Here is a 23,519-nt window from a genome sequence, read left to right on the forward strand (position 1 = left end):
TGTGCTTGTTGTTTTTTTGTGTGTAAATCGGTGCTAGAGCTTGCTGATACTGCTGGAGTAGCTATCAAAAACGTAGCAAATACTGCACAAAACAAGCCGCTTTTGAAATCGGAACGGGATTGGCGTGAAATAGTGGAGACAATCATGGAGCAAGCAATACGCATGGGCACAAGCTTAACCGTGCGCACGCAGTCCAAAGTCTTGCAGTGGAAATTTCATGGCAGCAGAAGACTTTTCAAGCACTCGGCAAGAACCCCGTTGGATAGAGTCCGAACTCCCTCTGGCGCAGGATCCTGTACCGCCTGAGCAAACCCCAACAGAACCACCAGCGCCGCAGCCCGGTCCCCGCAAATGGGTACGCAGGCTGTGGCTATTGGCGCTGGCTTTGTTGTTGCTGTGCATCGGTTTGGTCTTGATGGCACCGTGGGCTATTGGTTTGGTGTTGCAACTGCGCATGCAAGAGTGGGTGGCCAGTGCTCAGACCAATCGCAGCAGTGTGCGGGTAGTGGCTTGGCACAACGATTTGCAGTGGCTGCGCTCCTCTGGTGAGTTGCAGGTGCAATTGGTGAGTGATTGTTGGGATGCATCGGCTCAAAGTCCAGCCCAACCCGCATGGGTGCTGCGTTACCAAGTCGGCCATATTCCCAGCCAGCACGGTTGGGGGGTAGTGGAGTGGTCACTCCAGCCGATGCACGGAATTGAGACTGGTGCTGCGTGGCGTGCAACTGGCAGCGCCCAGTTGGGCTACGACGCCCGAGTGCGCAGCCAATTCACCATCAGCCCGCGCCAATTTATGTGGCTGGATGCCCCGCTGCACATGGCCCCAGTCCAAGGCAGCTTGTTGTGGAGCGAATCCCTGCTATCGGTGCAACTGCGCAGTGAGCAATGGCGCTGGCAGCCCCAGGCTAACGCTGAGCAAGGTTCTCGCATGGCATGGCTTGCGCAAGGGCTTGCACTGCAATTGCAGGCACGGATGCGCGATGTGAATGGAGTGAGCCGCTTGGATGCAGAAATTACACCATCGGTTGACCGCATTCAGTTTGGGCGGCAGGCCTTGCAAAACCTGCGTTTTGCTTTGGGGGCGAAGGATGTTTACTGGCCCAGCGTGCGCCAATTTATCGCCGCTGGGGAGGGCAGTTGTGGTGTCAGCCTTGGCTCCAAACGACAACTGGCCGCGGTAGAGATGCTGCTAGGTGCTGGTTTGCAGCTAGGCATTGACCAGCTGCATGCACAAGGCAGCGGCCCTTTGCAGGGCCAAGTGCAGGGCAATTTGCAATTGGCCCTGAAGCCTGCTGCCGATGGTGCACAAGATTTGGTAAATCGGCTGCAACTGGATGCTGCGTTGCAACTGCAGGGGGCCATGCTGTCGTCAGAGCAGTTTCAAAGTGCGTTGGCCAGTGGGGTTGCGGTGCCCTTGGGGCGCACGCCCAGTGATGGGTTGGCCTTCAAAGTGCACTATGCGCAAGGGCAGTTGAGTGTGGCCGATCAAATGGTTGATGAAACGTTATTGAACGTTATATTGCAGCAAGTAGAGTTGCAGTTACGTGCGTTGCTACGTGGTGAGGTAGCGCCGATAGAGGTGAACCCACTCAATGACAGGCCACCACCACAGCCATTAGCAGAAAAAGAACCAGAAGTCATTGCTGCACACTAGGAGTGTTGCTAAGCGTCCGCGCTACCCGATAACTGGGTATGGGGTAATGCCATGCCTGTGTTAAAAACTGCAAATCAAATGGTGCCACGGGCACGCATTTCAAAACATTCCCCATTTTTTTTAGCGTTGTTTCAGTCGAAAAGGTAGAGCTATGGTCAAACCGTGGTGCGGTTTTTCAGGTGTGCGCACTAGCCGCGGATTCACCCTCATTGAAGTCATGATCGTGGTGGCCATAGTGGCCATCTTGGCGGCAGTGGCACTGCCGGCATACAACAGCTACGTTAAAAAAAGCCGTGCACGCTCGGCCGCTGCCGATTTGCGGGCGCTGGCTGCTGTCCTAGAAAACGGCTACCAAAAGCAGTTGAGCTACACCGCATGCACAACGGCCTGCAACAGCACCAGTGGAACTCAGACTGCGTTTCCCGGTTGGGCACCTAGCCAGAGTGCATTTTTTACATACAAGGTCAACTCGACAGCAACCACCTACACGCTCTCTGCTGAAGGTGTTACAGGCATGGCCTGCACCTTGTCAGTGACCAATTCCTCAACAGCTGGCACCGCCACGGGGGCAGATTGCGGTTTCACATCATGGTGAAGCACATGCGCCAACTACAGCAAGGCATCACCTTGATCGAGCTGTTGGTGGTGTTGACCATCATCGGCATATTGCTGGTGGTTGCCATTCCGCTGACATCGAGTTGGGTTGATTCCGGGCGAGTCTCAGAGGCCCGTGCACGTTTGGTACAGAGCTATAGCCAAGTGAAGGGCTTGGCTTTGCGCAATGCCCAAAAAGCCCAAGGTTCAACGGCAGCAGCCTCTTTGGTAATTGACACTGCCAACGCCAAGATATATGCCTGCGAAGGCCCTGCCTCCAGTTGCACCAGCACGCTTGCCAAGTGGAGCGCGGGCTACCCCGCAGGGGTCGCTTTCAGCTACATAGCATCCTCTGGCACAGAGACCACGCTCGCTTCGTTGGAACTGAGCAGCTTAGGTTTGCCCATTACCGCTGCTACTAGCTACAAAACATCCAAAGGTACCCAGAATGAAACCTTCACTCTGCAATAAACCCTTGTCATCGCAGCGCGGGGACGCACTCATTGAAGCCTTGGTGGGCATGTTGCTCATGTCGGTCATCTCACTGGGTTTGGCATTTGTCATGACCAAGACACTCAATAACCAGCGCAACACCAGCGTCGGGTCACGCACTTTGGTGGAAATGCGCCAGGTTCTCAGTGACACAGGTGTTAGCACTTTGTGTGGCAGCAGCGGCACCGCCGTCTCCACCAGCAGTCAAGTCGCCGTCACACCCACTTGCAGCACCATTGCATCCGTAACGGTGGATCCCAAAAAAGCAGATGGAAGCAGCTTGGGCATCAGTGGCTCTGTGACCAACGTGACGCAATTAACGTCCTTGGCTACCCCCACCAGCGGCGATGACGCGGGTACTACAGGCATCAGCATCGCCCCTTGATGATCATGACCATGCTTTCCCGCAAGAAACAAACGGGCATATCGCTCATCAGCCTCATGGTCGGTTTGGTCATTTCTCTGATCATTTTGCTGGCCACTGTCATCGTCTTTAAGAACCTCATCCGCACCAGCATGAGTTCCAAAGAAGACTCGATCAACGATGCGCAACGCCTATCCAGCATTCTGACCAGCCAGCTCCTAGTGCAGTCAGCCGGTTTTGCTATCACCTCCGCTACCGTTGGTACAGATTTGGTGGTGTTGTCCGGTGCAAGCATCGACGCAACAACTGGCGTGCTCTCGGGTACTTTGCAAAGTGTTGGTACAGAAGGCAATGCGGTGGTGTGGGGTGAAAAAATTGGCTCCACCTACCAGTGCGCAGGCTTGTATTCCCCAAGCACTGGTGGCATGTACCGCTTGGGCCCGCAAGATTGCACTTCTGCCAGCGCCGGGTGGAGCACTCTGGCTTGGACGCAGACAGTGCTGGACAACTCCAGCCAGTCCACTACGCACATGGCCTTGTCAGAAAAGTCGGGTGGCTGCGCGTCCTTTGGCATCGTGGGTATTGGCAAGGTCAGCATGACCTTCACCACCAACACGGTTCGCCGTGACTTCAAGCAAGACAACAACATCACCACCAACACCACCCAAACCTCTACCAGCAGCAGTTGTTTGGTCAACTTTCCTTTGAGCTGATGCAGGAGTAAACACCATGTCCCCAGCTAAGCCATTTAACACACGACTAGCCCACCGCGCACAGCGCGGCGTGGCCACTATCGTCATGGTGCTCCTCATTGGCCTGACCTTGTCAGCTGCCACCGTGGGCACCATCTACTACGTCAACGCCTCGCAAGCACAAAGCGCCTCATTGCACGCACAAACCCAAGCGCAAGTGCGTGCTTGGACTGGTGTGGAGGTGGTACGCAGTTATTTGCAGACATTGATGACCAACAGCACGGACAACACCAAAGCATTGGCAGCGGCCATTACTTCCCAAGGCTCTGTCAAGCTTGAGTTGACAGGGCTTGATGGTGTCTCTGCTACTGCGGTTGCGGTAGACAGTGCAACAAACCCCACTACTTTCACGGTGGATGTCACAGCTACTTCCGGTGAAGAAGATACAGCAGCGCGAGCTTCGAGCACTATTCGGGTGGTTTATGGGGCGACTACTGCTAGCGCTAGCAGCAGTTCTGGTACCTGCAGTAAAAGTATTAGCGCTGGTCTTGTATTGGGCGGAGATACGTCAGTTTCAGGCGGTGGCTTAAATGCGACCAGTTCCTCGGGAAGTTTGGCTGGGATTGCAGTAGATGGCAACCTTACTGTAGAAAGCGCTGCAACAGTTAAATTGTCAGGCTGTGCAACAGGGGATGTCACTTTGAATGGTGGTGGGGTTGTTGATAACACCTATATTTACTCTCAAAATGGAACCATTAAAACTAGTAGCGGAATGAATCCGCCAAAAAATGTTGTTTTTTGGGGTAAGAACATTACTTTGAATTCCAGTCAAACAGACGCTGTTTATACAGCCCTGAAAGCCGGTTCATATTCTGTTGATGTCTATTCAAATGGATCAAAGATAGGTGCGGGAAATATTGGTGGGAAATTAAAAGCGTCAACTGCATCTCCCACTACACCACCATGGACTGCTGGTACGGTTCTGCCTGATACATCTGGTTGGGCATTTGTTACATTGACTGATGGCAGTAAATATGTGGTTAATTTGGCTTCTGCAACGATTGACACGACTACGGGCGTCGTTTCGAATGCCCAAGAAGCCGCAACTGGGTTAAGTGGCTCTGGATTATTGCCCGATACACTTTTATTTGTGGCAACTTCCATATATGGTGGAAATATTTCCATTGCTACGACTACTGCATCTAAAGTGTGGGCCAATAGTTTTGTGGACGAGGGATGGAATAGCAGTATTTCTGAATTATTGGTGGCTGGCGATGCAAAAATTGGTGGCGGTAAAACTGGAAAAATTTCGTCGATTACAGGTGGAGGATATCTGTGGAGTCAATTTGCATCATGTGGAAGTACTTCATGCGACAACTTCACTCCTATAGGGAGTGGTAGTAAAATTGCGGGAGATATATTCTATTCTTCTTCTAAAACAAAGTATTCTGGATCTATCAATAACTTAACCTCATCCGTTGTCAATACATCCCCTGGCTTGCCTGGTTTACCTTATTGCAATACCAAAACAGATACTTTAGATGCTAAAGATTATTCCGGTGATGTAAATTATTATTTTTACTTTGAATCCAATGTTCCAATGCTCAAAGTGAAAAATGTAAAAACATCGGATGGTACATCAATTGATGGTATTTATAACCTCAAGACTGGTGATGTTAGGAAGCTTGGTGGGAAAAATTTCTTAATGTGTAATTGGATAACGGATAGCGCGCACTCGTCAGCACATTGTTTTCAAAATGAAACGTCAAGCTGGACTATGAATGGACTCTCAAAAATGCCGCCTGGAGTAGCTTTGTTTGATGGGGATGTAAAAATTGATGGAGTTTCCTCTGGTTTAATGTCTAAGATCGTAACGGGTATTTTTTCTACCGGTAATTTGAACTTAACTAATTCTGGGCATATACCTTTGTGGGCCCCAAACTTTGCAGGAGCTTCGGACGCATGTTCTGGTGATTTTTATCCGACTAATCTTTGTACAAAAAATAATAATACGTGGAGCTTGGCAACTTGGGCCGATAGTGATGGTGCTGCACATACCTACCCCATAGGAAATATGGCAATTGCTATTAATAAGAAATTAACCATATCTGGTTGGGAAGTGCATGGAAATATTTTGGTGGGAGGTGCCTTGGATAGCAGTGGAGGAGAAACCAATGTGTATGGAACAGCGGCTGTTGGTGTAAATGCTAGTGGAGGTGCAATTAAATTCACTGGGGGGTCATTTAATGTGCATACGAATGGTTTGACTAGCGATCAGCTTCAAGTGGTATCAAAAGGCTGTAGTTCGACATCTACTTCTGTCAATCTCAAATGGGCCCGCTACGTTTACTAGCCCATTAATCCCCATCCAATAAGCCGCTATCTGCTTATTTCACACGGGGCCTTTCGAGGCCCCGTAGTTTTTGGCGCAGTGTCTTGAGGCTCGCACGCTCTTGTGCCGCATAGCGCCACGCTTGCAGCTGCGCTAGCCATGCTTGCCAAGCCTCTTGCGCAGGCACTGGCAGTGGGCTGTTGCCTACCCATGCTTGCAGTTGGCCAGGGGTGACGCTCTCGTGCGGGGTGGGGTAGCCCAAGCGCTGGGCGGCGCGGTGCAGCAGGCGCAGCCAAGGGTTGTGCTGCCGTTTGTCCCACCATGCCCACGCTATGCCTACCCCCGCCACAGCGGCTAGTAAAGCACCCAGCACTTGGCCCAGTTGCTGCCAGTCGGGTGATTCAAAGCCCAGCCGCTCCAAGAGCCGCATTTGGCGGTTTTGGCCGTAGTTCAGCACCCATTGCGTCCACTGGTTGTTGACGGCATCCCACAGGGCGCGCCATTGCACTAGCAGGTTGGGGCTGATGGTGCCCACTACTTGGCTCACCACGGCGCCTGTGGCGGTTTGCAGGCGGTTGTAGCTGCCAATGCGCCCGGGGGCTATGGCGGCGGTGGGGTCTACGCGCTGCCACCCCACATCGCTGCGCCACACCTCGGCCCACGCGTGGGCGTCGCTTTGGCGCACTACCCAGGCACCGTCTAAGGCATTGACCTGCGCGCCTTGGTAGCCCGTGACCACACGGGCAGGCACGCCTGCCCCCCGCATGGCAATCACAAAGCCTGCGGCAAAGTGCTCGCAAAAGCCCAGTTTGCGGTCAAACCAAAACTCGTCTGCACTGTCGCGCCCATAGGTGCCGGGCTCTAGCGTGTAGGTGTAGCCACCGGTGCGGATGTGCTCCAGCACCGTTTGCACCAGCCACTGCGTGCGCTGGGCGCTGTCTGCTGCTTGCGGGTAGCGCTGCTGGGCTTGGCGGCGCAGGTCTGTCGCCCATGCTTGTGTGCGCGGGTTGTAGCCCATGGGCAACTGCAAGTTGCGCAGGCGGCTGGTGTTGGACAGGCCCGCGCCATGGCCAAACTCCACATGGCTGCTGGCGCGGTAGCGCACACTGTCTTGCAGGGCGGTGGGAATAAACCAGCTCAGTTCCGCATTGCCATGTGGGTGCTGGTTGGGCATGTCGACAGTGGTGGTGGCATCGAGCACGGGTAGCACGGTTTGTCCACCATCGGCCAGTGGCGCGTTCAGGATGATTTGGTAGCGCACCGCTGGGCCTTGGGGCAGGAGGAGCGCGGCATCCAATGGGCCAACCAAATTGGCGGAGTCGGCCGCACTGGCCGCGCTGGTCCAGCGCTGGCCGTCAAATACGCTCAGCACCGGGCCGCGAAAGTAGAGCTGGTCGGGGCGCGGAACCGGGTCGTCAAAGCGCACAAACATGGCCACGCTGTCGTCCAGCGCCAGTTGGGCCATGCGGCCCACCTCCATGTGGTTGGACAAACCACTTTTGCCAGCCACCAAGTCTTGCGGCATGCGCCACAAGGGGGCCACGCGCGGAAACAGCACAAACAGCACCAGCATGAGCGGAGTGCCCCACGCCGCCAGTTTGCACGCCACGCCCAGTGCGCTGCGCAGCGATGCCTCTTGCGCCATGGCGCTGGGCATGTGGGCCAGTACCAGCAGTGTGAGCAGGGCCAGCAATCCCAGCAGCATGTGGATTGCCGTGAGCAGGCTTTGGCTGAAAAAAAACTGCGCCAGCAGCATGAAAAAGCCCAGAAAAAACACCACCATGGCGTCGCGCTGGGCGCGCATTTCCAGCGTCTTCAAGGCCAGCAGCACGGCCAGCAAGGCCACTCCCGGATCGCGCCCCAGCAGGGTGCCGTACTCCCGCACCACGGCCACACAAGCCAATACGCCAATCAGCAACAGCCAGCGGCTGCGCGGCAAGGACGCGGCCGCACCGGTGTGCAAGCCTGGTGCATGACTTGGTGTGCCATGGGTCAACGTCAGCCAAGCGCGCCAAGCCAATAGCAAGCCAGACAGCGCCGAGCACCACAGCGGCAAGTGGTTCCACTGCGGCAGCAACACCCACAGCGCTACGGCCAGCGTCAGCAGCGTGTCACGGTCATCGCGTGGCAAGGAGTGCAGGGGGTTTTTCATAGTGCAGGCAGTCAGGCCAAGGCCAGCGCTTGCAGGCAGGCGCTTTGGTGGTCGGGGCCGTTATCAGGTGCGATGTGGACGTTTGGTAATCGCAAGCCATAGTGCAGGCCTTGCTCTTGGGCTTGCAGCACCCAAGCGCAGAGTCGCCCTAGGGCATGCTCATGGGCATTGGGGTACAGATCCATAGCCGGTGCGGTGTGCTGGTGCGGCAGGGTGTGCAGGCTTTGCTGCGCCTGCTGCCAATCCAACCACACGGTGCGTTCCCTGCTGGGGGGACTATCGGGGCCGTGGGTGCGGCTGACCCATTGGTCGATTCGATCCGTGCGTGCAGCTTTTTTCCACACCACCCATTTGAGTGGGTCGCCGCGGCGGTAGGGGCGCACATCCTCGGGCAGACTGCCATCGCCCTTGGTGACTGGGTGGGGCTGCGCTGTGGTGGTGGGCAGTTCATCCTCAGTGCTGTGCTGCTCGGTGCGCGCTGCAGTCAGGGGCAGGGTAGGAGCGTGTGGTTCGGGCTGCGGGTACACCAGCACGCGAGCAGCGGGCTTCCACACTGTCCATGCGTGAAATGCTCCCAGCGGAAAGCGGGTATGGGCGCTCAGTCTGGGTAGTGGTTGCCAACCCCGTGCGTGGGGGACAAAGGGCACATCAAGGCCGGTTTGGCTGTGGGCGTCCACATGCAGCCAAATGGGCTCTGTGCTGTCGAGTAAGCCCAGTGCTAAGGCCCAGCGGGTGCGCTTGCTGGGGTTTTGCACTTCTATGCGAATTTTGCCCGCAGAGCCCATGAATAGTGCTGGAGGCGCTATCAAATGCATAGCAAGTCCGCGCAAAGTGGCGTGGCACACATGCATGCTGATAGCCACGCTGCCGGCCAGTAAAAAGGTCAGGGCGTAGCCCAAATTGAGCTGGTAATTGATGCTGGCCACCAGCAGTACCAACACCGTCAGCGCCAGCATCCAGCCCGCGCGGGTGGGGATGATGTAGACGTTGCGTTGCGTCAGCACCATGTTGTCGCGGGCGGGTAGCCGCTGGTGGAACCAATCGCGGATGCGCCGTTGCGGGGCGGTGAACAGCACCGCGTACACGGTGGTGAGCGGGTTGCGTAGCCGGAGCATAAAGCGGCCGCCTCAAGGCAAGGGCACGCTGTGCAGCAAGGCTTGCACCGGGTCGCTCACGCTGCTGGCGCGCTGCTGGCTAGCGGGGCGCAGCCGGTGCAGCACGGTTTGCGGCAGGATGGCGCGCACATCGTCGGGGGCCACGTAGTCGCGTCCTTGCAACAAGGCATAGGCTTTGGCCGCGCGCAGCAGGCCCAAGCCCGCACGCGGGCTCAGGCCTTGGCTGAACCACTGGCCATTGCGCGTGGCGCTGATGAGGTCTTGCACGTAGTCCAGCAGCGGGTCGGCCACATGGACGGCTTGCACGCTGTCTTGCAGGCCTTGCAAACCACCTGGCCCCAAAAGGGCGGGCAGTTGCTCCACGTGGGCGCGGTGCCCGTCGTGGCGCAGCAGCAGGCGCTCGGACTGCCTGTCGGGGTAGCCCAGGCTGATGCGCATCAGAAATCGGTCCAACTGCGATTCAGGCAGGGGGTGCGTGCCCAGTTGTTCGCTGGGGTTTTGCGTGGCGATGACGAAAAAGGGCGCAGGCAGCGCGTGGGTGTTGCCGTCTACGCTCACTTGGCGCTCTTCCATGGCTTCGAGCAAGGCGCTTTGGGTTTTGGGGCTGGCGCGGTTGATTTCATCGGCCAGCAGCACTTGGGTGAACAAGGGGCCGGGGTGGAAGGTGAAGCGTTCGCTGGCACGCTCGAACACGCTCACGCCGGTCAAGTCGCTGGGCATCAAGTCGGCGGTGAATTGCACCCGCGCAAACTGCAGCCCCAGCGTGCGGGCCAGGACGTGGGCCAGCGTGGTTTTGCCCACGCCGGGTACGTCTTCGATGAGCAAATGCCCCCCGGCTAGCAAGCAAGCCAAACTGTCGCGAACTTGGGTGCTTTTGCCCACAATGGCCGTGTTAAGCTGGTTCAGTAAGGCGTGCAGGGTCTGTTGTGTATCCATGTCCTGCACCATAACGCAATTGCCTTGTTTTCACATGAGTACGTTAAATCCCTTGTCTGTTCAGCCCAAACCCATTGACGACTTTGCCGGATGGTTGCAAGACCTGATGCGCCCCACCGTGTTGGCCGAGCTCGGCTTGTTGGCCATGGTCATATTGCTGGCGTGGGCCATGGCCCGAGCACTGCAAAAAGGTTTGAGCCAGCACGACGAACGCTCCATCTGGTTTGGCCGCAAATTGGTGGACGGTGTGCTGCTGCCCATGTTGTTGCTGTGTTTGACTTACGCCACATTGGATGTGGTCAGGCATTGGCTGCGTCCGGCGGTGCTCTCCATTGCGGTGCCGGTGTTCGTGGCCTTGGTGGTCATTCGCGTGGGGGTCAAGGTGCTGCAAGCCACCTTTGCCCAAGCGCGCTGGGTCAAGGCGTTGGAGCAAACCATATCTTGGGTGGCGTGGCTGGGCATGGTGCTGTGGGTCAGTGGTCTGCTGCCCGTGGTGCTCAACGAGTTGGATCAAATCACTTGGAAAGTGGGCAGCACCACCTTGTCGGTGCGCAACCTCATCGAGGGCATGATCACCGCTGGGGCCACCTTGCTCATCACTTTGTGGATATCAGCTGGTATCGAATCGCGTTTGTTGCGCCAAGCTACAGGGGCAGAGTTGTCACTGCGCAAAGCCATCAGCAACGCCACGCGGGCGGTACTGATGCTGGTGGGGGTGATGCTGGCCATGGCCGCAGTGGGTATAGACCTCACCGCCCTCTCGGTACTGGGCGGCGCCGTGGGTGTGGGTGTGGGCTTTGGCCTGCAAAAATTGGCTGCCAACTACATGAGTGGCTTTGTTATCTTGGCCGAGCGCAGCATGCGCATTGGCGATGTGGTGCGACTCGAAGGTGCGTTTGAGGGCGTGATCACCCAAATCAATGCCCGCTATACCGTGGTGCGCTCAGCGGCAGGGCGCGAGGCCATTGTGCCCAATGAGCAGCTCATGACCCAGCGGGTGGAAAACCTGTCGCTGGCCGATAGCCGTGTCAACCAAACCATCACTTTGACCTTGACCAACGACTGCGATGCTGAACAGGCCATGCGCCTCATGAGTGAGGCTGTGGAGCAGCAAGTGCGCGTGCTGCGCGACCCAGCACCCTCGGTCAGCTTGCAGAACTTCACGCCCGATGGCCTGGAGTTTCAAGTCAGCTACTGGGTGGCCGATGGGGGACAAAACCAAGGCAATTTGCGCTCTGACATTAATCTGGCCATGCTGCGCGCACTGCGCGCGCATGGCATTGCCTTGGCCACTCCCCAGCGCCAAGTGCTGGTACGCCCTTCAGGGAGTTCTCACCCCCTCTAGGGGGATCACGGCTGGGCCGATCAGGGTCTGTATTTGCGCATTGTTTTCCAGCAATTCGGTATCACGCAGCGTCAGCCCTTTGTTGGCACTGATGTGCACGTTGTGCAGCCGCACACCCCGTACCGGTGACTCGGGCAAGCCAACGATGCGGCCTGCCACATTGGCACTGGCTTGCAAGTTCTCGATGCTGATGTCATGGATTTGTGGGGTGGTTGCTCCTACCGGTTGGGCGGCATCGCGTGCATCGGGCACATTGGGGTAGTACGCAGTGACCGAAATAGCCATTTGCACATTGCGCATCGTGCTGTTGCGAATGCTGATGGGGCCGATGTTGTTGCCCCGGTCGCGCCCGGTTTTCAGGCGAAAACCGTAGTCTGTGCCGTCAAAGTGCACATCGTCCAGTGCAATGTCTTGCACGCCATGGATGGTTTCGCTGCCAATGGACAGACCATGTCCGCTGCCAAAGGTGGCGGCTTTTACTTCCACGTGGGCAGTGGCTTGTGCAGGCAGGGTGGAGCCTGCCAGGCCCGATTTCAGAGCGATGTTGTCATCACCCGTGCTGATATCCACATGGCGGATGGTCACGTGCTGGCTGGCTACCACGTCAATGCCATCGGTGTTGGCCGAGTTCTCGGGGTTGCGCACGGTGAGGTTGCTGATTTGCACATGCTGGCTATAGCGCAGTACCAAGTTCCACATAGGGCTGTTGGTCATGGTGGGGCCATCGATGGTGATGCGTTGGGAGTCGAAAAACTCCACCAACCACGGGCGTGGCATGCCGTTGGATGCCGGTATGTCTGGGTACAGGCGCGCCATGGTGCCGTCTTTGCGTTGCACTTTGGCTTGGGCCCACCAGAGTTGACCGTTGCCATCAATGCGGCCTGCGCCCAAGATGCCCGCATCGCTGATTTGGTAGCCACTGATCAGCGCTTCACGTGGTTTGTAAGGCCAGCCAATAAAGGCGGCTTCATAGCGGCTTTTGTCCTCGGTGCCTTGCAGTACGGTGGCGGCATCGAGTACCAAATACACTTTGCTGCGCAGTTGGATGGGGCCTATTCGGTATACGCGACCCTCCAGTTGCAAGTGACCACCGCCTTGGGCAGCGCATTGGTCTATGCTGGTTTGCAGGGCCAGTGTGTCATCGGCAGCCTCTGCCGTGGTGGGCGCTACGGTGCAGGCAGGCGTAGCGGCCATGCTGGAGCTGCCAATCACAGTTCCCAGAACGCTAATTAGCAGATGGGGCCACTTTTTAAGGCTAAAGTTCTTCATGGTGATGAAATGGGTTCACAACCATCGCATTGTGCGTTGGGTGGAAAGCTTCTAGAGTGCTGCACCCACTTTGCTGCAGGCTTTTTGCAGCGCTCTGGCTATAATTCATCAAAAAAGCACGATCGTTCTATTTTGCAGACAACCCCCTATTTGGAGAGGCAACTATGAAAGTCTTGGTAGCAGTCAAGCGCGTGGTGGACTACAACGTCAAAGTGCGCGTCAAGTCAGACAACACGGGCGTGGACATCGCCAACGTCAAGATGAGCATGAATCCCTTTGACGAAATCGCTGTGGAAGAAGCGGTTCGCCTCAAAGAAAAGGGTGCGGTGAGTGAAATCATCGCCGTATCGTGTGGCGTGGCCCAGTGCCAAGAAACCTTGCGTACTGCTATGGCTATCGGTGCAGACCGGGCTATCTTGGTCGAGACCGATGCCGAGCTGCAGCCCTTGGCCGTGGCCAAGCTGCTCAAAGCTTTGGTGGACAAAGAGCAACCCGGCTTGGTTATTCTGGGCAAGCAAGCCATTGACGACGATTGCAACCAAACCGGCCAGATGCTGGCTGCTTTGGCAGACCTGCCACAAGCTACTTTTGCTTCCAAGGTAGAAATTGCCGATGGCAAAGCCCAAGTGACGCGCGAAATCGACGGCGGCCTAGAAACAGTTGCCGTGAGCCTGCCCGCCATTATCACCACCGACTTGCGCCTCAATGAGCCCCGCTACGTCACCTTGCCCAACATCATGAAGGCCAAGAAAAAGCAGCTCGATACCGTCAAACCCGAAGACTTGGGTGTGGACGTGGCCCCGCGCATCAAGACGCTCAAGGTCAGTGAGCCAGCCAAGCGCAGCGCTGGTATCAAGGTGCCCGATGTGGCTACCTTGGTTGCCAAGCTCAAGACCGAAGCCAAAGTCATCTAATAGAACAACACGCAGAAGGACATAGACCCATGACCGCTCTCGTTATTGCCGAACACGACAACGCGTCCCTGAAGGGCGCAACCCTGAACACCATTACCGCTGCCGCAGCTTGCGGTGGTGACGTGCACGTGCTGGTAGCAGGCCACAATGCCGCCGCCGCCGCCGCCGCCGCCGCCCAAGTAGTCGGTGTGAGCAAAGTGCTGCACGCTGATAGCGCTGCTTTGGCCCACGGCTTGGCTGAAAACGTTGCGGCCCAAGTGCTCGCCGTTGCCAGTGCCTACAGCCATATCCTGTTCCCATCCACGGCCAGCGGCAAAAACGTGGCCCCCCGTGTGGCGGCCAAACTGGACGTGGCGCAGCTCAGCGACGTTACCAAGGTGGTATCCAGCGATACCTTTGAGCGCCCCATTTACGCGGGCAATGCCATCGCTACGGTGCAAACGGCCGATGCAGTGAAGGTCATCACCGTGCGTACCACGGCGTTTGATGCCGCAGCTAGCGGTGGCAGTGCAACGGTAGAAAGCATTGCAGCGGCTGCGGACAGCGGCAAGAGCAGTTTTGTGGGTTCTGAACTGGCCAAGAGCGACCGCCCTGAGCTGACTGCTGCCAAGATCATCGTCTCTGGTGGCCGCGCTCTGGGGTCGTCGGAGAAGTTCAACGAGGTCATGACACCACTGGCCGACAAACTGGGTGCGGCCATTGGCGCTAGCCGTGCTGCGGTGGATGCAGGCTATGCCCCCAACGACTTGCAGGTCGGTCAGACCGGCAAGATCGTCGCCCCCGAGTTGTACGTGGCCTGCGGTATCAGCGGGGCTATCCAGCACTTGGCGGGCATGAAGGACAGCAAGGTCATCGTGGCCATCAACAAAGACCCTGAGGCCCCCATCTTCAGTGTGGCCGACTACGGGCTGGAGGCCGATTTGTTCACCGCAGTGCCTGAACTGGTCAAGGCGCTGTAAGCGGCAGAGAACCTACCGAAAAAAGCCGTCTGTTTGGGGCGGCTTTTTTCTGGCAATAACAAATACACGAGGAGTTCCCCATGACATACCAAGCCCCCCTCAAAGACATGCTGTTCAACCTGCAGTACGTGGCAGGTATCGAGCAAGTCGCTGCTTTGCCTGGATACGAAGACGCTGGCTTAGACACGGCCCAAGCGGTGCTTGAAGAGGCAGCCAAACTGAGCCAAGAAGTGCTTTCCCCGCTGAACTGGGAAGGTGACAAGAACCCGTCTAGCTGGGCAGCTGGCCAAGTGCAGGCCACGCCGGGATTCAAGCAGGCGTTTGAGCAGTTTGCCCAAGGCGGCTGGCAAGGGTTGCAGCACCCCGTGGACTTTGGCGGGCAGGGCTTGCCCAAGAGCATAGGGGCTGCGTGTTCGGAAATGATCAACAGTGCCAACATGAGTTTTGCGTTGTGCCCGCTGTTGACCGATGGAGCGATTGAGGCCTTGCTCACGGCAGGTTCGGACGAACTCAAAGCGGCATATTTGCCCAAGCTCATCAGTGGGGAGTGGACCGGCACCATGAACTTGACCGAACCGCAAGCGGGGTCGGACTTGGCGTTGGTGCGCAGCCGTGCCGAGTCGCAAGGCAATGGCACTTACAAGGTGTTTGGCACCAAAATTTTCATCACCTGGGGTGAGCATGACATGGTGGACAACATCGTCCATTTGGTGCTGGCCCGTGTGCCCGGTGCGCCCGAAGGCGTGAAGGGTATCAGCCTGTTTGTGGTGCCCAAGTTTTTGGTCAACGCCGATGGAACACTCGGTCAGCGCAACGATGTGCAGTGCGTGTCGATTGAGCACAAGATGGGCATCAAAGCCAGCCCGACTGCGGTGCTGCAGTACGGAGATGGTTTGGCGGGCAGCGTAGCCGATGCCAGTGGCGCTGGTGCGGTGGGCTACCTCGTGGGCGAAGAAAACCGCGGATTGGAGTACATGTTCATCATGATGAACGCGGCCCGCTACAGCGTGGGCGTGCAGGGTATTGCCATTGCCGAGCGCGCCTACCAAAAAGCGGCCACCTTTGCCCGCGAGCGCGTGCAAAGCCGGCCTGTGGATGGCTCCTTGCCCGGCAGTGCGGCCATCATCCACCACCCGGATGTGCGCCGCATGCTCATGACCATGCGCGCTTACACCGAGGGCTGTCGCGCTCTGTCCAGCGTGGCAGCAGCCGCCTACGATGTGTCGCACCACAGCCCCGATGCCGCTTTGGCCAAGCAGCAGCAGGCTTTCTACGAATTTTTGGTACCGCTGGTTAAAGGCTACAGCACCGAGATGAGTCTGGAAGTGACTAGCTTGGGCGTGCAGGTGCACGGTGGCATGGGCTTTATTGAAGAAACGGGCGCTGCCCAGTACTACCGTGATGCCAAGATTTTGACTATTTATGAGGGCACCACCGCTATTCAGGCCAATGACTTGGTGGGCCGCAAAACCGTGCGTGATGGGGGGGCAACCGCCAAGGCCATTGCCCAGCAAGTCACTGCCACTGAAATGGCCTTGCAAGCTACAGGGGATGCCAATGCCCATGCGATTGCCCAGCGCTTGGCAGTGGCACGCCAAGCGTTTGTGGATGTGGTGGACTTTGTGGTCGCCCACACCAAGGCCCAGCCTAACGACGTGTTTGCAGGCAGCGTGCCCTACCTCCTGCTGGCTGGCACTGTGCTGGCTGGTTGGCAGTTGGCGCGTTCTTGGTTAGCAGCCCATGCCGCAGCAGCCCGCGGCGAGGATGTGCCCTTCATGCAAGCCAAGCAGATCACTGCGCGTTTTTATGCCGACCACCTGCTGGTGAAGTGCCAAGGCATGCGTGACAGCATTGTGCAAGGCGCCAACAGCGTGCTGGCTATGCCGCTAGAAGCATTCTGAGAAGGATTCAAGCGATGACCCACACTACCTCTTCTTTGCGCAGCTTGCCCGGTGCTTTGGCCCATGTGCCATTCCCGGTGATTGCCTCTCCCATGTTCATCATCAGCACCCCCAAACTGGTTATTGCCCAGTGCAAGGCGGGTGTGGTGGGCTCCATGCCAGCGCTCAACGCTCGGCCTGCTGAGCTGTTGGAGGAGTGGTTGCAAGAGATCACCGAGGCATTGGCAGCCCACAATGCTGCGCACCCGGATCAACCTGCAGCCCCTTTTGCCATCAATCAGATCGTGCACAAGAGCAATGACCGTTTGGAGCATGACATGGCCCTGTGTGTGAAGTACAAGGTGCCCATCATCATCACGTCCTTGGGGGCGCGTGAGGAAATCAATGCCGCCGCTCACTCTTATGGGGGCGTGGTGCTGCACGATGTCATCAACAACACCCACGCCCACAAGGCCATTGAGAAAGGGGCCGATGGTTTGATTGCTGTGGCCGCTGGTGCTGGTGGTCATGCGGGCGTGAAGAGCCCCTTTGCGCTGGTGCAAGAGATTCGCCAGTGGTTCCATGGGCCTTTGGCTTTGTCAGGGGCTATTGCTTCGGGCTCTGCGGTTCTTGCCGCACGCGCCATGGGAGCTGACTTTGCCTACATCGGCTCGGCCTTTATTGCCACGGACGAAGCCCGCGCAGCTACCGAGTACAAGCAGGCCATCGTGGATTGCGATTCCGATGATGTGGTCTACAGCAACCTGTTTACTGGCGTGCATGGCAATTACTTAGCACCCAGCATCCGTGCTGCGGGTTTGGATCCTGCCAATTTGCCCGCGAGCGATCCCAGTCAGATGAATTTTGGTTCCATGGCGGGTGCGAAGGCCTGGAAAGACATTTGGGGTTGTGGCCAAGGGATTGGGGCGATTCAGAAAGTGCAGTCTGCGGCGAACTTTATTGCCCAATTGCGCCGTGAATATGAGCATGCCAAACAAGCTTTGCTAGTGTAATTGTTACAAATTTTTTATTAATGTTATCCTTCACCTCCAAAATCGCTGTCTGAAGGCGAAGGATTGACATGAATGCATTGATGGCTGCACTGGGTGTGCAGTTGCTTATTTACGCGCTGGCTTGGTGGATTGTGGGGTGGAAGTTCCGTATCCACACCCAAGCCTGTTACAGCTGGTCGGTGGGATGGTTGCTTTCTGCATGCGCTGCCGTTGCACTGTATTTCATGCCATCGATGGTGCTGGTGCCGCAGCGTTTTGTCGTTAACCTGTTCACTTACGCTGCATTTGTCTGCCTTTACCGCGGCTTGCTTTTTTACACCCAGCGTAAATTCAACTGGCTTGTCATCCTGTGGATGCTTGTGCCGCTTTTCATGGCCGAACTGGTGCGCATAGAGTCTCCTCAGTTGTACGGTGTGATCGCGTTTTTGTTCGCCCTTGGTGCCACCATGCCAATGGTGGGGGCTATGCAGCTACTGACGGTTCCTGTAATGGGTTTGGCTGGGCGACGTCAGCGCAGAACATCCAATCTGCTTCTCATCGTGCCCATTTTTTTCTTGCTCATGCTCTTTTGGTGGCGGGCTGCGCTTTTGTTGTTTTATGACAATGGTTTGTCAATCCACTTTGGGGATGGCAGTCCTTGGGACTTGTCGGTGACCTTGGGCATGCTCTTGCTGTTGGGTATGTTCAATTTGCTCTTGTTCAATTTGGTGGTCGGTGCTTTGCTGCGCAAGCTGCAAGAGCTCTCGTTTACCGATCAACTCACAGGGCTGTTCAATCGCCGTGTTTTGATGGAGCGTTTACAAGAGGAGCATGAACGCAGCAAGCGCAGTCGCAAACCCTATTCGGTGGTGACATTCGATTTGGATGATTTCAAGCGCATCAACGATACGCATGGACATTTGGTAGGAGATGAGGTGTTAGCGGCTGTAGCCAAACGGCTCGCTTCGAGCATCCGAGCCACCGATATCTTGGCGCGCACTGGTGGGGAGGAATTCATGCTTGTGTTGCCATTGGCTGACTTGGCGGGAGCAGAAATCCAAGCCGAGCGCTTGCGTGCAGGGTTGCAAGCAGAGCCTTTTCAGAGTCATGCAGGGGTTTTGCGCATGACGGCCAGCTTTGGTGTGGCCTGCATCTGTGCCGATGACACGGATACAGACCAGTTGCTCCAGCGTGCCGATGCGGCTTTGTATGCTGCAAAAGCAGCCGGACGCAATTGCGTCCGGCTAGCCTCGTGAGGGCAAAGCGTGCCGATTAACTGAAGAGGTTCTTCAGTTTGTCAGTCCAGCTCTCAGCCGAGGGAGAGTGCTTGTTGCCCGCTTTCTTGAACGACTCGTCCAACTCTTTGAGCAGTTTGCGCTGGTGCTCAGTGAGTTTGACGGGCGTTTCCACCGTGATGTGGCAGTACAGGTCACCGGGGTAGCTTGAGCGTACGCCCTTGATGCCCTTGCCGCGCAGGCGGAATTGCTTGCCCGTTTGGGTGCCTTCGGGAATGTCGATAAGCGCTTTGCCCGCCAGTGTGGGCACCTCGATTTCTCCGCCCAAAGCTGCTGTGACAAAGCTGATGGGCACGGCGCAATGCAAATCGTCGCCATCGCGTTCAAAAATGTCGTGCTTTTTGAGGCGTATCTCGATGTACAGATCCCCTGGTGGGCCGCCATTGGTGCCTGGCTCACCGTTGCCTGCACTGCGGATGCGCATACCACCATCAATGCCTGCTGGAATTTTGACTTCCAGTGTCTTTTGGCGCTTGATCTTGCCTTGGCCTGCACAGGCTGTGCACGGTTCGGGAATAACCTTGCCAGTACCACGACAAGTAGGGCAGGTTTGCTGCACGCTGAAGAAGCCTTGGCGCATTTGCACGCTGCCCTGGCCATTGCAGGTGCCGCAAGTTTTGACTTGGGTGCCGGGTTTCGCTCCCGTGCCTTTGCAGGTATCGCAGTTGTCCCAGCTGGGAATGCGGATTTGGGCATCCTTGCCCTTGGCCGCTTCTTCCAGTGTGATTTCCATGGCGTAGCTCAAATCGCTGCCACGGTACACCTGCCGGCCACCCCGTCCACGCTGCTGGCCGAACATGTCACCAAAGATGTCACCAAAGGCTTCAGCAAAACCGCCAAAGCCTTCAGCGCCACCACCCATGCCGCGGTTGGGATCGACACCCGCGTGGCCATACTGGTCGTAGGCGGCGCGCTTTTGCGCGTCCGACAACATCTCGTAGGCTTCCTTCACTTCCTTGAAGTTTTCTTCCGCAGCCTTGGCTGCGTCACCCTGATTGCGGTCAGGGTGGTACTTCATGGCCAGCTTGCGGTAGGCCTTCTTGATTTCTTCGTCGGACGCTGTTTTGCCAACGCCCAGAACTTCGTAATAGTCTCTTTTGGCCATGGGGGCTAGGGCTTATCAGCCTTTTTTCACTTCCTTCACTTCGGCATCGACGACGTTGTCATCGGCGGGCTTGCTCGATTCAGCCGAGGCGCTGGCTCCAGCGCCCGCTTGTTCAGCGGCTTGCTGGGCTTGCATGTCGGCGTAGACCTTTTCACCCAGCTTCTGGCTGGCGGCAATCAGCTCTTGTGTTTTTGCTTGGATGCCGTCTTTGTCTTCGGACTTAGCGACTTCTTCCAAGGCCTTCACCGCAGCTTCGATCTTGTCTTTCTCGCCAGCTTCGAGCTTGTCACCATGCTCACCCAAGCTCTTCTTGACACTGTGGATGGCGGCTTCAGCTTCGTTGCGGGCTTGCACGAGCTCGAGCTTTTTCTTGTCGTCTGCCGCATTGAGCTCGGCGTCTTTCACCATCTTTTGGATTTCCTCTTCGGACAAGCCCGAGTTGGCCTTGATGGTGATCTTGTTTTCCTTGCCGGTGCCCTTGTCTTTGGCGCTGACGTGCAAGATGCCGTTGGCGTCGATGTCAAAAGCCACTTCAATTTGGGGTGTTCCGCGTGCTGCGGGTGGGATGCCTTCGAGGTTGAATTCGCCCAGCATCTTGTTGGCCGAAGCCAGTTCGCGTTCGCCTTGGAAGACCTTGATGGTTACCGCAGGTTGGTTGTCTTCTGCGGTAGAGAAAGTCTGTGCAAACTTGGTGGGGATGGTCGTGTTCTTGGCGATCATCTTGGTCATGACGCCACCCAGGGTTTCAATGCCCAGAGACAGGGGAGTCACGTCCAACAACAGCACGTCCTTGCGGTCACCCGACAGCACCTGGCCTTGGATGGCAGCACCCACAGCCACGGCTTCGTCAGGGTTGACGTCTTTGCGTGGCTCTTTGCCAAAGAATTCCTTGACCTTCTCTTGCACCTTGGGCATGCGGGTTTGGCCGCCGACCAGAATCACATCGTCGATGTCGCTGACGGAAATGCCAGCATCCTTGATCGCAGTGCGGCAAGGGGCAATGGAGCGCTCGATCAGGTCTTCCACCAAAGCTTCCAGCTTGGCGCGTGTGATCTTGACGTTCAAGTGCTTAGGACCTGTGGCATCAGCAGTGATGTAGGGCAGGTTGACGTCGGTAGCAGAGGAGTTGGACAACTCGATCTTGGCTTTTTCTGCTGCTTCTTTGAGGCGTTGCAGAGCCAGCACGTCTTTGGTCAGGTCAACGCCGGATTCTTTCTTGAACTCGGTGATGATGAAGTCGATGATGCGTTGGTCAAAGTCTTCACCGCCCAAGAAGGTGTCACCGTTGGTAGACAACACTTCGAATTGCTTTTCACCGTCCACATCGGCGATTTCGATGATGGAGACGTCAAACGTACCACCACCCAAGTCGTACACGGCGATCTTGCGGTCACCTTTTTCGTTCTTGTCCAGACCGAAGGCCAAGGCAGCCGCTGTGGGCTCGTTGATGATGCGCTTGACTTCCAAGCCAGCGATACGGCCAGCATCCTTGGTGGCTTGGCGCTGGGCGTCGTTGAAGTAAGCTGGAACGGTGATCACGGCTTCGGTGACTTCTTCGCCCAGATAGTCTTCAGCGGTTTTTTTCATCTTGCGCAGCACTTCCGCGCTGACTTGGGGGGGCGCCATCTTCTTGCCGCGCACTTCTACCCAAGCATCACCGTTGTCGGCTGCTGCAATGGTGTAGGGCATCAGGTCGATGTCCTTTTGCACTTCTTTTTCAGTGAATTTGCGACCAATCAGGCGCTTGACCGCATACAGGGTATTGCGGGGGTTGGTAACGGCTTGGCGTTTGGCCGAAGCACCCACCAAAATCTCGCCGTCTTCTTGGTAAGCAATGATGGATGGGGTGGTGCGGGCACCTTCGCTGTTTTCAATCACGCGGGTCGTGTTGCCCTCCATGATGGCCACGCAGCTGTTGGTGGTGCCCAAGTCGATGCCGATGATGCGTCCCATAGTTTTCTCCGATTCAATAGTGAAATGCTGATGTGGGGCTAACTGGGGATGTGCCCCTGTTTTTCAAGTGGTGGGTGGCCTTGCTTTATTTGGGCGCAGCGACCATGATCAATGCGGGGCGCAGTACACGCTCGGCAATTAAGTAGCCTTTTTGCAACACGCTGACCACGGTGTTGGCTTCTTGCTCGGCAGGTACCACGCTGATGGCTTGGTGTTGGTGTGGGTCGAATTTGGTGCCCGCCGCTGGTTGGATGGCAATGACTTTGTTGCGTTCCAAAGCACCTTGCAATTGGCGCAGTGTGGCTTGTGCCCCTTCGCGAATTTGTTCAATGCTCGCTTCTTGGATGGCAAGCCCCGCTTCTAAGCTATCAATTACGGGCAGCAGGCTTTCAGCAAAGCCTTCCACCGCAAATTTACGGGCTTTGGTAATCTCTTCTTCAGCCCGGCGGCGGGCGTTTTCAGCCTCGGCTTTGGCGCGCAGGTATTGGTCAGCCAGTTCAGCACTCTTGGCTTTGAGCTCTGCGAGTTCGGCTTGCACTTGCGCCAGAACGTCGGCTTCAGAGGCCATAGGGGCATGGGCAGCGGTGTTTTCGGGGATAGGCGTAGTCGTATCGGACATGCTGTGTGTGCTCAAAAAGAGGGCTTGGAAAAATCAATGCCCCCTAAGTGGGGGCATTTAATCGGATTTCAAGTAGTTTGGAATCCGAAAAATTAGCCGTGGATGGCCAGCAACTCCACGTCGAATTTGAGTGTGGCATTGGGTGGGATGACTCCGCCTGCGCCACGGGCACCATAACCGAGTTGAGGGGGGATAATCAGAGTGCGTTGGGCACCCACTTGCATGCCAGCCACACCTTCATCCCAGCCGCGAATCACCATGCCGCCACCCAGCAAGAAGGAGAAGGGTTCGTTGCGGTCTTTGCTGGAGTCAAACTTGGCACCTTGTTGGCCGTTTTCATACAACCAGCCTGTGTAATGCACGGTGACCGATTGGCCTTTGCGCGCTTGTTCGCCAGCGCCAGCGATAGTGTCTTGGTATTGCAGTCCGGATGAGGTGGTAATCATGGTGGGAGAGACGAATTAAGAGGTTTTTTTGCTTTGTGCACTGGCCCATTTTGTGGCAAACGCCGGTACATCGGCTAAGCGTCGTACCAAGTCAATGCCACTGGTTGTGAGCAGATAGCCATCTGAGCCGTGGTTGACTAGGCCTGCTGCACGCAGTTCCTGAATGCGGGTATTGAGTGTGTTGGGGGTGATGCCCCCCACGCTGTCTTGCAGCAAGCGGAAGGTTTGGGCGTGCCCATCGCGCAATGCCCAGATGATGCGCAGTGCGTAACGGGATTCCAGCAAGCTGAAGAGTTGGCTGATAGCCGCAGAGTCTTTGGCACTCATCAATAGATCCAATGCATCAAAAAGAAAACGAGGCCGGGTTTGAAGTGGCCTCGAAGACGGGTTGAATATAACCCACTTTATTCG

Annotated in this window: 21 protein-coding genes; 12 read left to right on the forward strand and 9 right to left on the reverse strand. The window is 56.6% G+C overall.

What is annotated here, in order from left to right; translation table 11 throughout:
- Positions 1-217 precede the first annotated feature (217 nt).
- The 6 genes from KIK84_RS01035 to KIK84_RS01060 all read left to right on the forward strand — a co-directional run bounded on the left by KIK84_RS01035 (position 218) and on the right by KIK84_RS01060 (position 6,149).
- Entirely contained in the window at positions 218-1,654 is a 1,437-nt protein-coding gene (locus tag KIK84_RS01035; RefSeq protein WP_214121127.1) for a YdgA family protein, read from the forward strand.
- Between the two features lie 151 nt (positions 1,655-1,805).
- Entirely contained in the window at positions 1,806-2,249 is a 444-nt protein-coding gene (locus KIK84_RS16765; RefSeq protein WP_214121128.1) for a type IV pilin protein, read from the forward strand.
- Between the two features lie 5 nt (positions 2,250-2,254).
- Positions 2,255-2,719, forward strand: coding sequence for a pilus assembly FimT family protein (locus KIK84_RS01045; protein ID WP_214121129.1), 465 nt, complete (start codon positions 2,255-2,257; stop codon positions 2,717-2,719).
- A complete protein-coding gene (locus tag KIK84_RS01050; protein ID WP_214121130.1) occupies positions 2,697-3,125 on the forward strand; it encodes a PulJ/GspJ family protein in 429 nt (142 codons plus the stop codon). The genes KIK84_RS01045 and KIK84_RS01050 overlap by 23 nt, the downstream gene beginning before the upstream one ends.
- 5 nt (positions 3,126-3,130) lie before the next feature.
- Positions 3,131-3,817 carry a PilW family protein gene (locus KIK84_RS01055; RefSeq protein WP_214121131.1) on the forward strand — a complete coding sequence of 229 codons (687 nt, stop codon included), beginning with the start codon at positions 3,131-3,133 and terminating at the stop codon, positions 3,815-3,817.
- Positions 3,818-3,833: 16 nt separating this feature from the next.
- Positions 3,834-6,149 (forward strand): autotransporter outer membrane beta-barrel domain-containing protein, encoded by a 2,316-nt coding sequence (locus KIK84_RS01060; RefSeq protein WP_214121132.1) that lies wholly within the window; start codon positions 3,834-3,836, stop codon positions 6,147-6,149.
- Between the two features lie 34 nt (positions 6,150-6,183).
- Here KIK84_RS01060 and KIK84_RS01065 read toward each other — a convergent pair whose 3' ends face one another.
- The 3 genes from KIK84_RS01065 to KIK84_RS01075 are packed head-to-tail and all read right to left on the reverse strand — an operon-like array spanning position 6,184 to position 10,331.
- On the reverse strand, positions 6,184-8,280 hold the full coding sequence (locus KIK84_RS01065) for a transglutaminase TgpA family protein (protein WP_214121133.1): 2,097 nt from the start codon (positions 8,278-8,280) through the stop codon (positions 6,184-6,186).
- A gap of 11 nt (positions 8,281-8,291) precedes the next feature.
- A complete protein-coding gene (locus KIK84_RS01070; RefSeq protein WP_214121134.1) occupies positions 8,292-9,395 on the reverse strand; it encodes a DUF58 domain-containing protein in 1,104 nt (367 codons plus the stop codon).
- Positions 9,396-9,407: 12 nt separating this feature from the next.
- Positions 9,408-10,331: an AAA family ATPase gene (locus KIK84_RS01075; RefSeq protein ID WP_214121135.1), complete on the reverse strand. Its 924-nt coding sequence runs from the start codon at positions 10,329-10,331 to the stop codon at positions 9,408-9,410.
- 34 nt (positions 10,332-10,365) lie between these two features.
- Here KIK84_RS01075 and KIK84_RS01080 point away from each other — a divergent pair, with 34 nt between their 5' ends.
- A complete protein-coding gene (locus tag KIK84_RS01080; RefSeq protein WP_214121136.1) occupies positions 10,366-11,676 on the forward strand; it encodes a mechanosensitive ion channel family protein in 1,311 nt (436 codons plus the stop codon).
- On the opposite strand, the gene KIK84_RS01085 is transcribed toward KIK84_RS01080, so the two are convergent.
- A complete protein-coding gene (locus tag KIK84_RS01085) occupies positions 11,653-12,870 on the reverse strand; it encodes a glycoside hydrolase family 28 protein (RefSeq protein WP_214121137.1) in 1,218 nt (405 codons plus the stop codon). The genes KIK84_RS01080 and KIK84_RS01085 overlap by 24 nt on opposite strands.
- Before the next feature lie 239 nt (positions 12,871-13,109).
- Between KIK84_RS01085 and KIK84_RS01090 the strand changes: the two genes are divergently transcribed.
- The 5 genes from KIK84_RS01090 to KIK84_RS01110 all read left to right on the forward strand — a co-directional run bounded on the left by KIK84_RS01090 (position 13,110) and on the right by KIK84_RS01110 (position 18,946).
- Positions 13,110-13,859 (forward strand): electron transfer flavoprotein subunit beta/FixA family protein, encoded by a 750-nt coding sequence (locus KIK84_RS01090; RefSeq protein ID WP_214121138.1) that lies wholly within the window; start codon positions 13,110-13,112, stop codon positions 13,857-13,859.
- Between the two features lie 29 nt (positions 13,860-13,888).
- The gene (locus KIK84_RS01095) at positions 13,889-14,818 is read left to right on the forward strand and encodes an electron transfer flavoprotein subunit alpha/FixB family protein (RefSeq protein ID WP_214121139.1); all 930 of its coding nucleotides are present in this window, start codon (positions 13,889-13,891) and stop codon (positions 14,816-14,818) included.
- Positions 14,819-14,898: 80 nt separating this feature from the next.
- Positions 14,899-16,719: an acyl-CoA dehydrogenase gene (locus KIK84_RS01100; RefSeq protein ID WP_214121140.1), complete on the forward strand. Its 1,821-nt coding sequence runs from the start codon at positions 14,899-14,901 to the stop codon at positions 16,717-16,719.
- Positions 16,720-16,754: 35 nt separating this feature from the next.
- Entirely contained in the window at positions 16,755-17,711 is a 957-nt protein-coding gene (locus tag KIK84_RS01105; RefSeq protein ID WP_214121561.1) for an NAD(P)H-dependent flavin oxidoreductase, read from the forward strand.
- A 68-nt stretch (positions 17,712-17,779) separates the two neighbouring features.
- Positions 17,780-18,946, forward strand: a complete 1,167-nt coding sequence (locus KIK84_RS01110; RefSeq protein ID WP_214121141.1) for a GGDEF domain-containing protein — start codon at positions 17,780-17,782, stop codon at positions 18,944-18,946.
- A 16-nt stretch (positions 18,947-18,962) separates the two neighbouring features.
- Here KIK84_RS01110 and dnaJ read toward each other — a convergent pair whose 3' ends face one another.
- From dnaJ to KIK84_RS01135, 5 genes are all read right to left on the reverse strand, one after another.
- The gene (dnaJ, locus tag KIK84_RS01115; protein ID WP_214121142.1) at positions 18,963-20,090 is read right to left on the reverse strand and encodes a molecular chaperone DnaJ; all 1,128 of its coding nucleotides are present in this window, start codon (positions 20,088-20,090) and stop codon (positions 18,963-18,965) included.
- Positions 20,091-20,105: 15 nt separating this feature from the next.
- A complete protein-coding gene (gene dnaK / locus KIK84_RS01120; protein WP_214121143.1) occupies positions 20,106-22,043 on the reverse strand; it encodes a molecular chaperone DnaK in 1,938 nt (645 codons plus the stop codon).
- An 85-nt stretch (positions 22,044-22,128) separates the two neighbouring features.
- On the reverse strand, positions 22,129-22,662 hold the full coding sequence (gene grpE / locus KIK84_RS01125) for a nucleotide exchange factor GrpE (protein ID WP_214121144.1): 534 nt from the start codon (positions 22,660-22,662) through the stop codon (positions 22,129-22,131).
- Positions 22,663-22,754: 92 nt separating this feature from the next.
- The gene (locus tag KIK84_RS01130; RefSeq protein WP_214121145.1) at positions 22,755-23,108 is read right to left on the reverse strand and encodes an FKBP-type peptidyl-prolyl cis-trans isomerase; all 354 of its coding nucleotides are present in this window, start codon (positions 23,106-23,108) and stop codon (positions 22,755-22,757) included.
- A 15-nt stretch (positions 23,109-23,123) separates the two neighbouring features.
- Positions 23,124-23,435, reverse strand: a complete 312-nt coding sequence (locus KIK84_RS01135) for a winged helix-turn-helix transcriptional regulator (protein ID WP_214121146.1) — start codon at positions 23,433-23,435, stop codon at positions 23,124-23,126.
- Positions 23,436-23,519 lie beyond the last annotated feature (84 nt).

It is taken from the genome of Curvibacter sp. CHRR-16 (assembly GCF_018474005.1).
Taxonomy (GTDB): Bacteria; Pseudomonadota; Gammaproteobacteria; order Burkholderiales; family Burkholderiaceae_C; genus Allorhodoferax.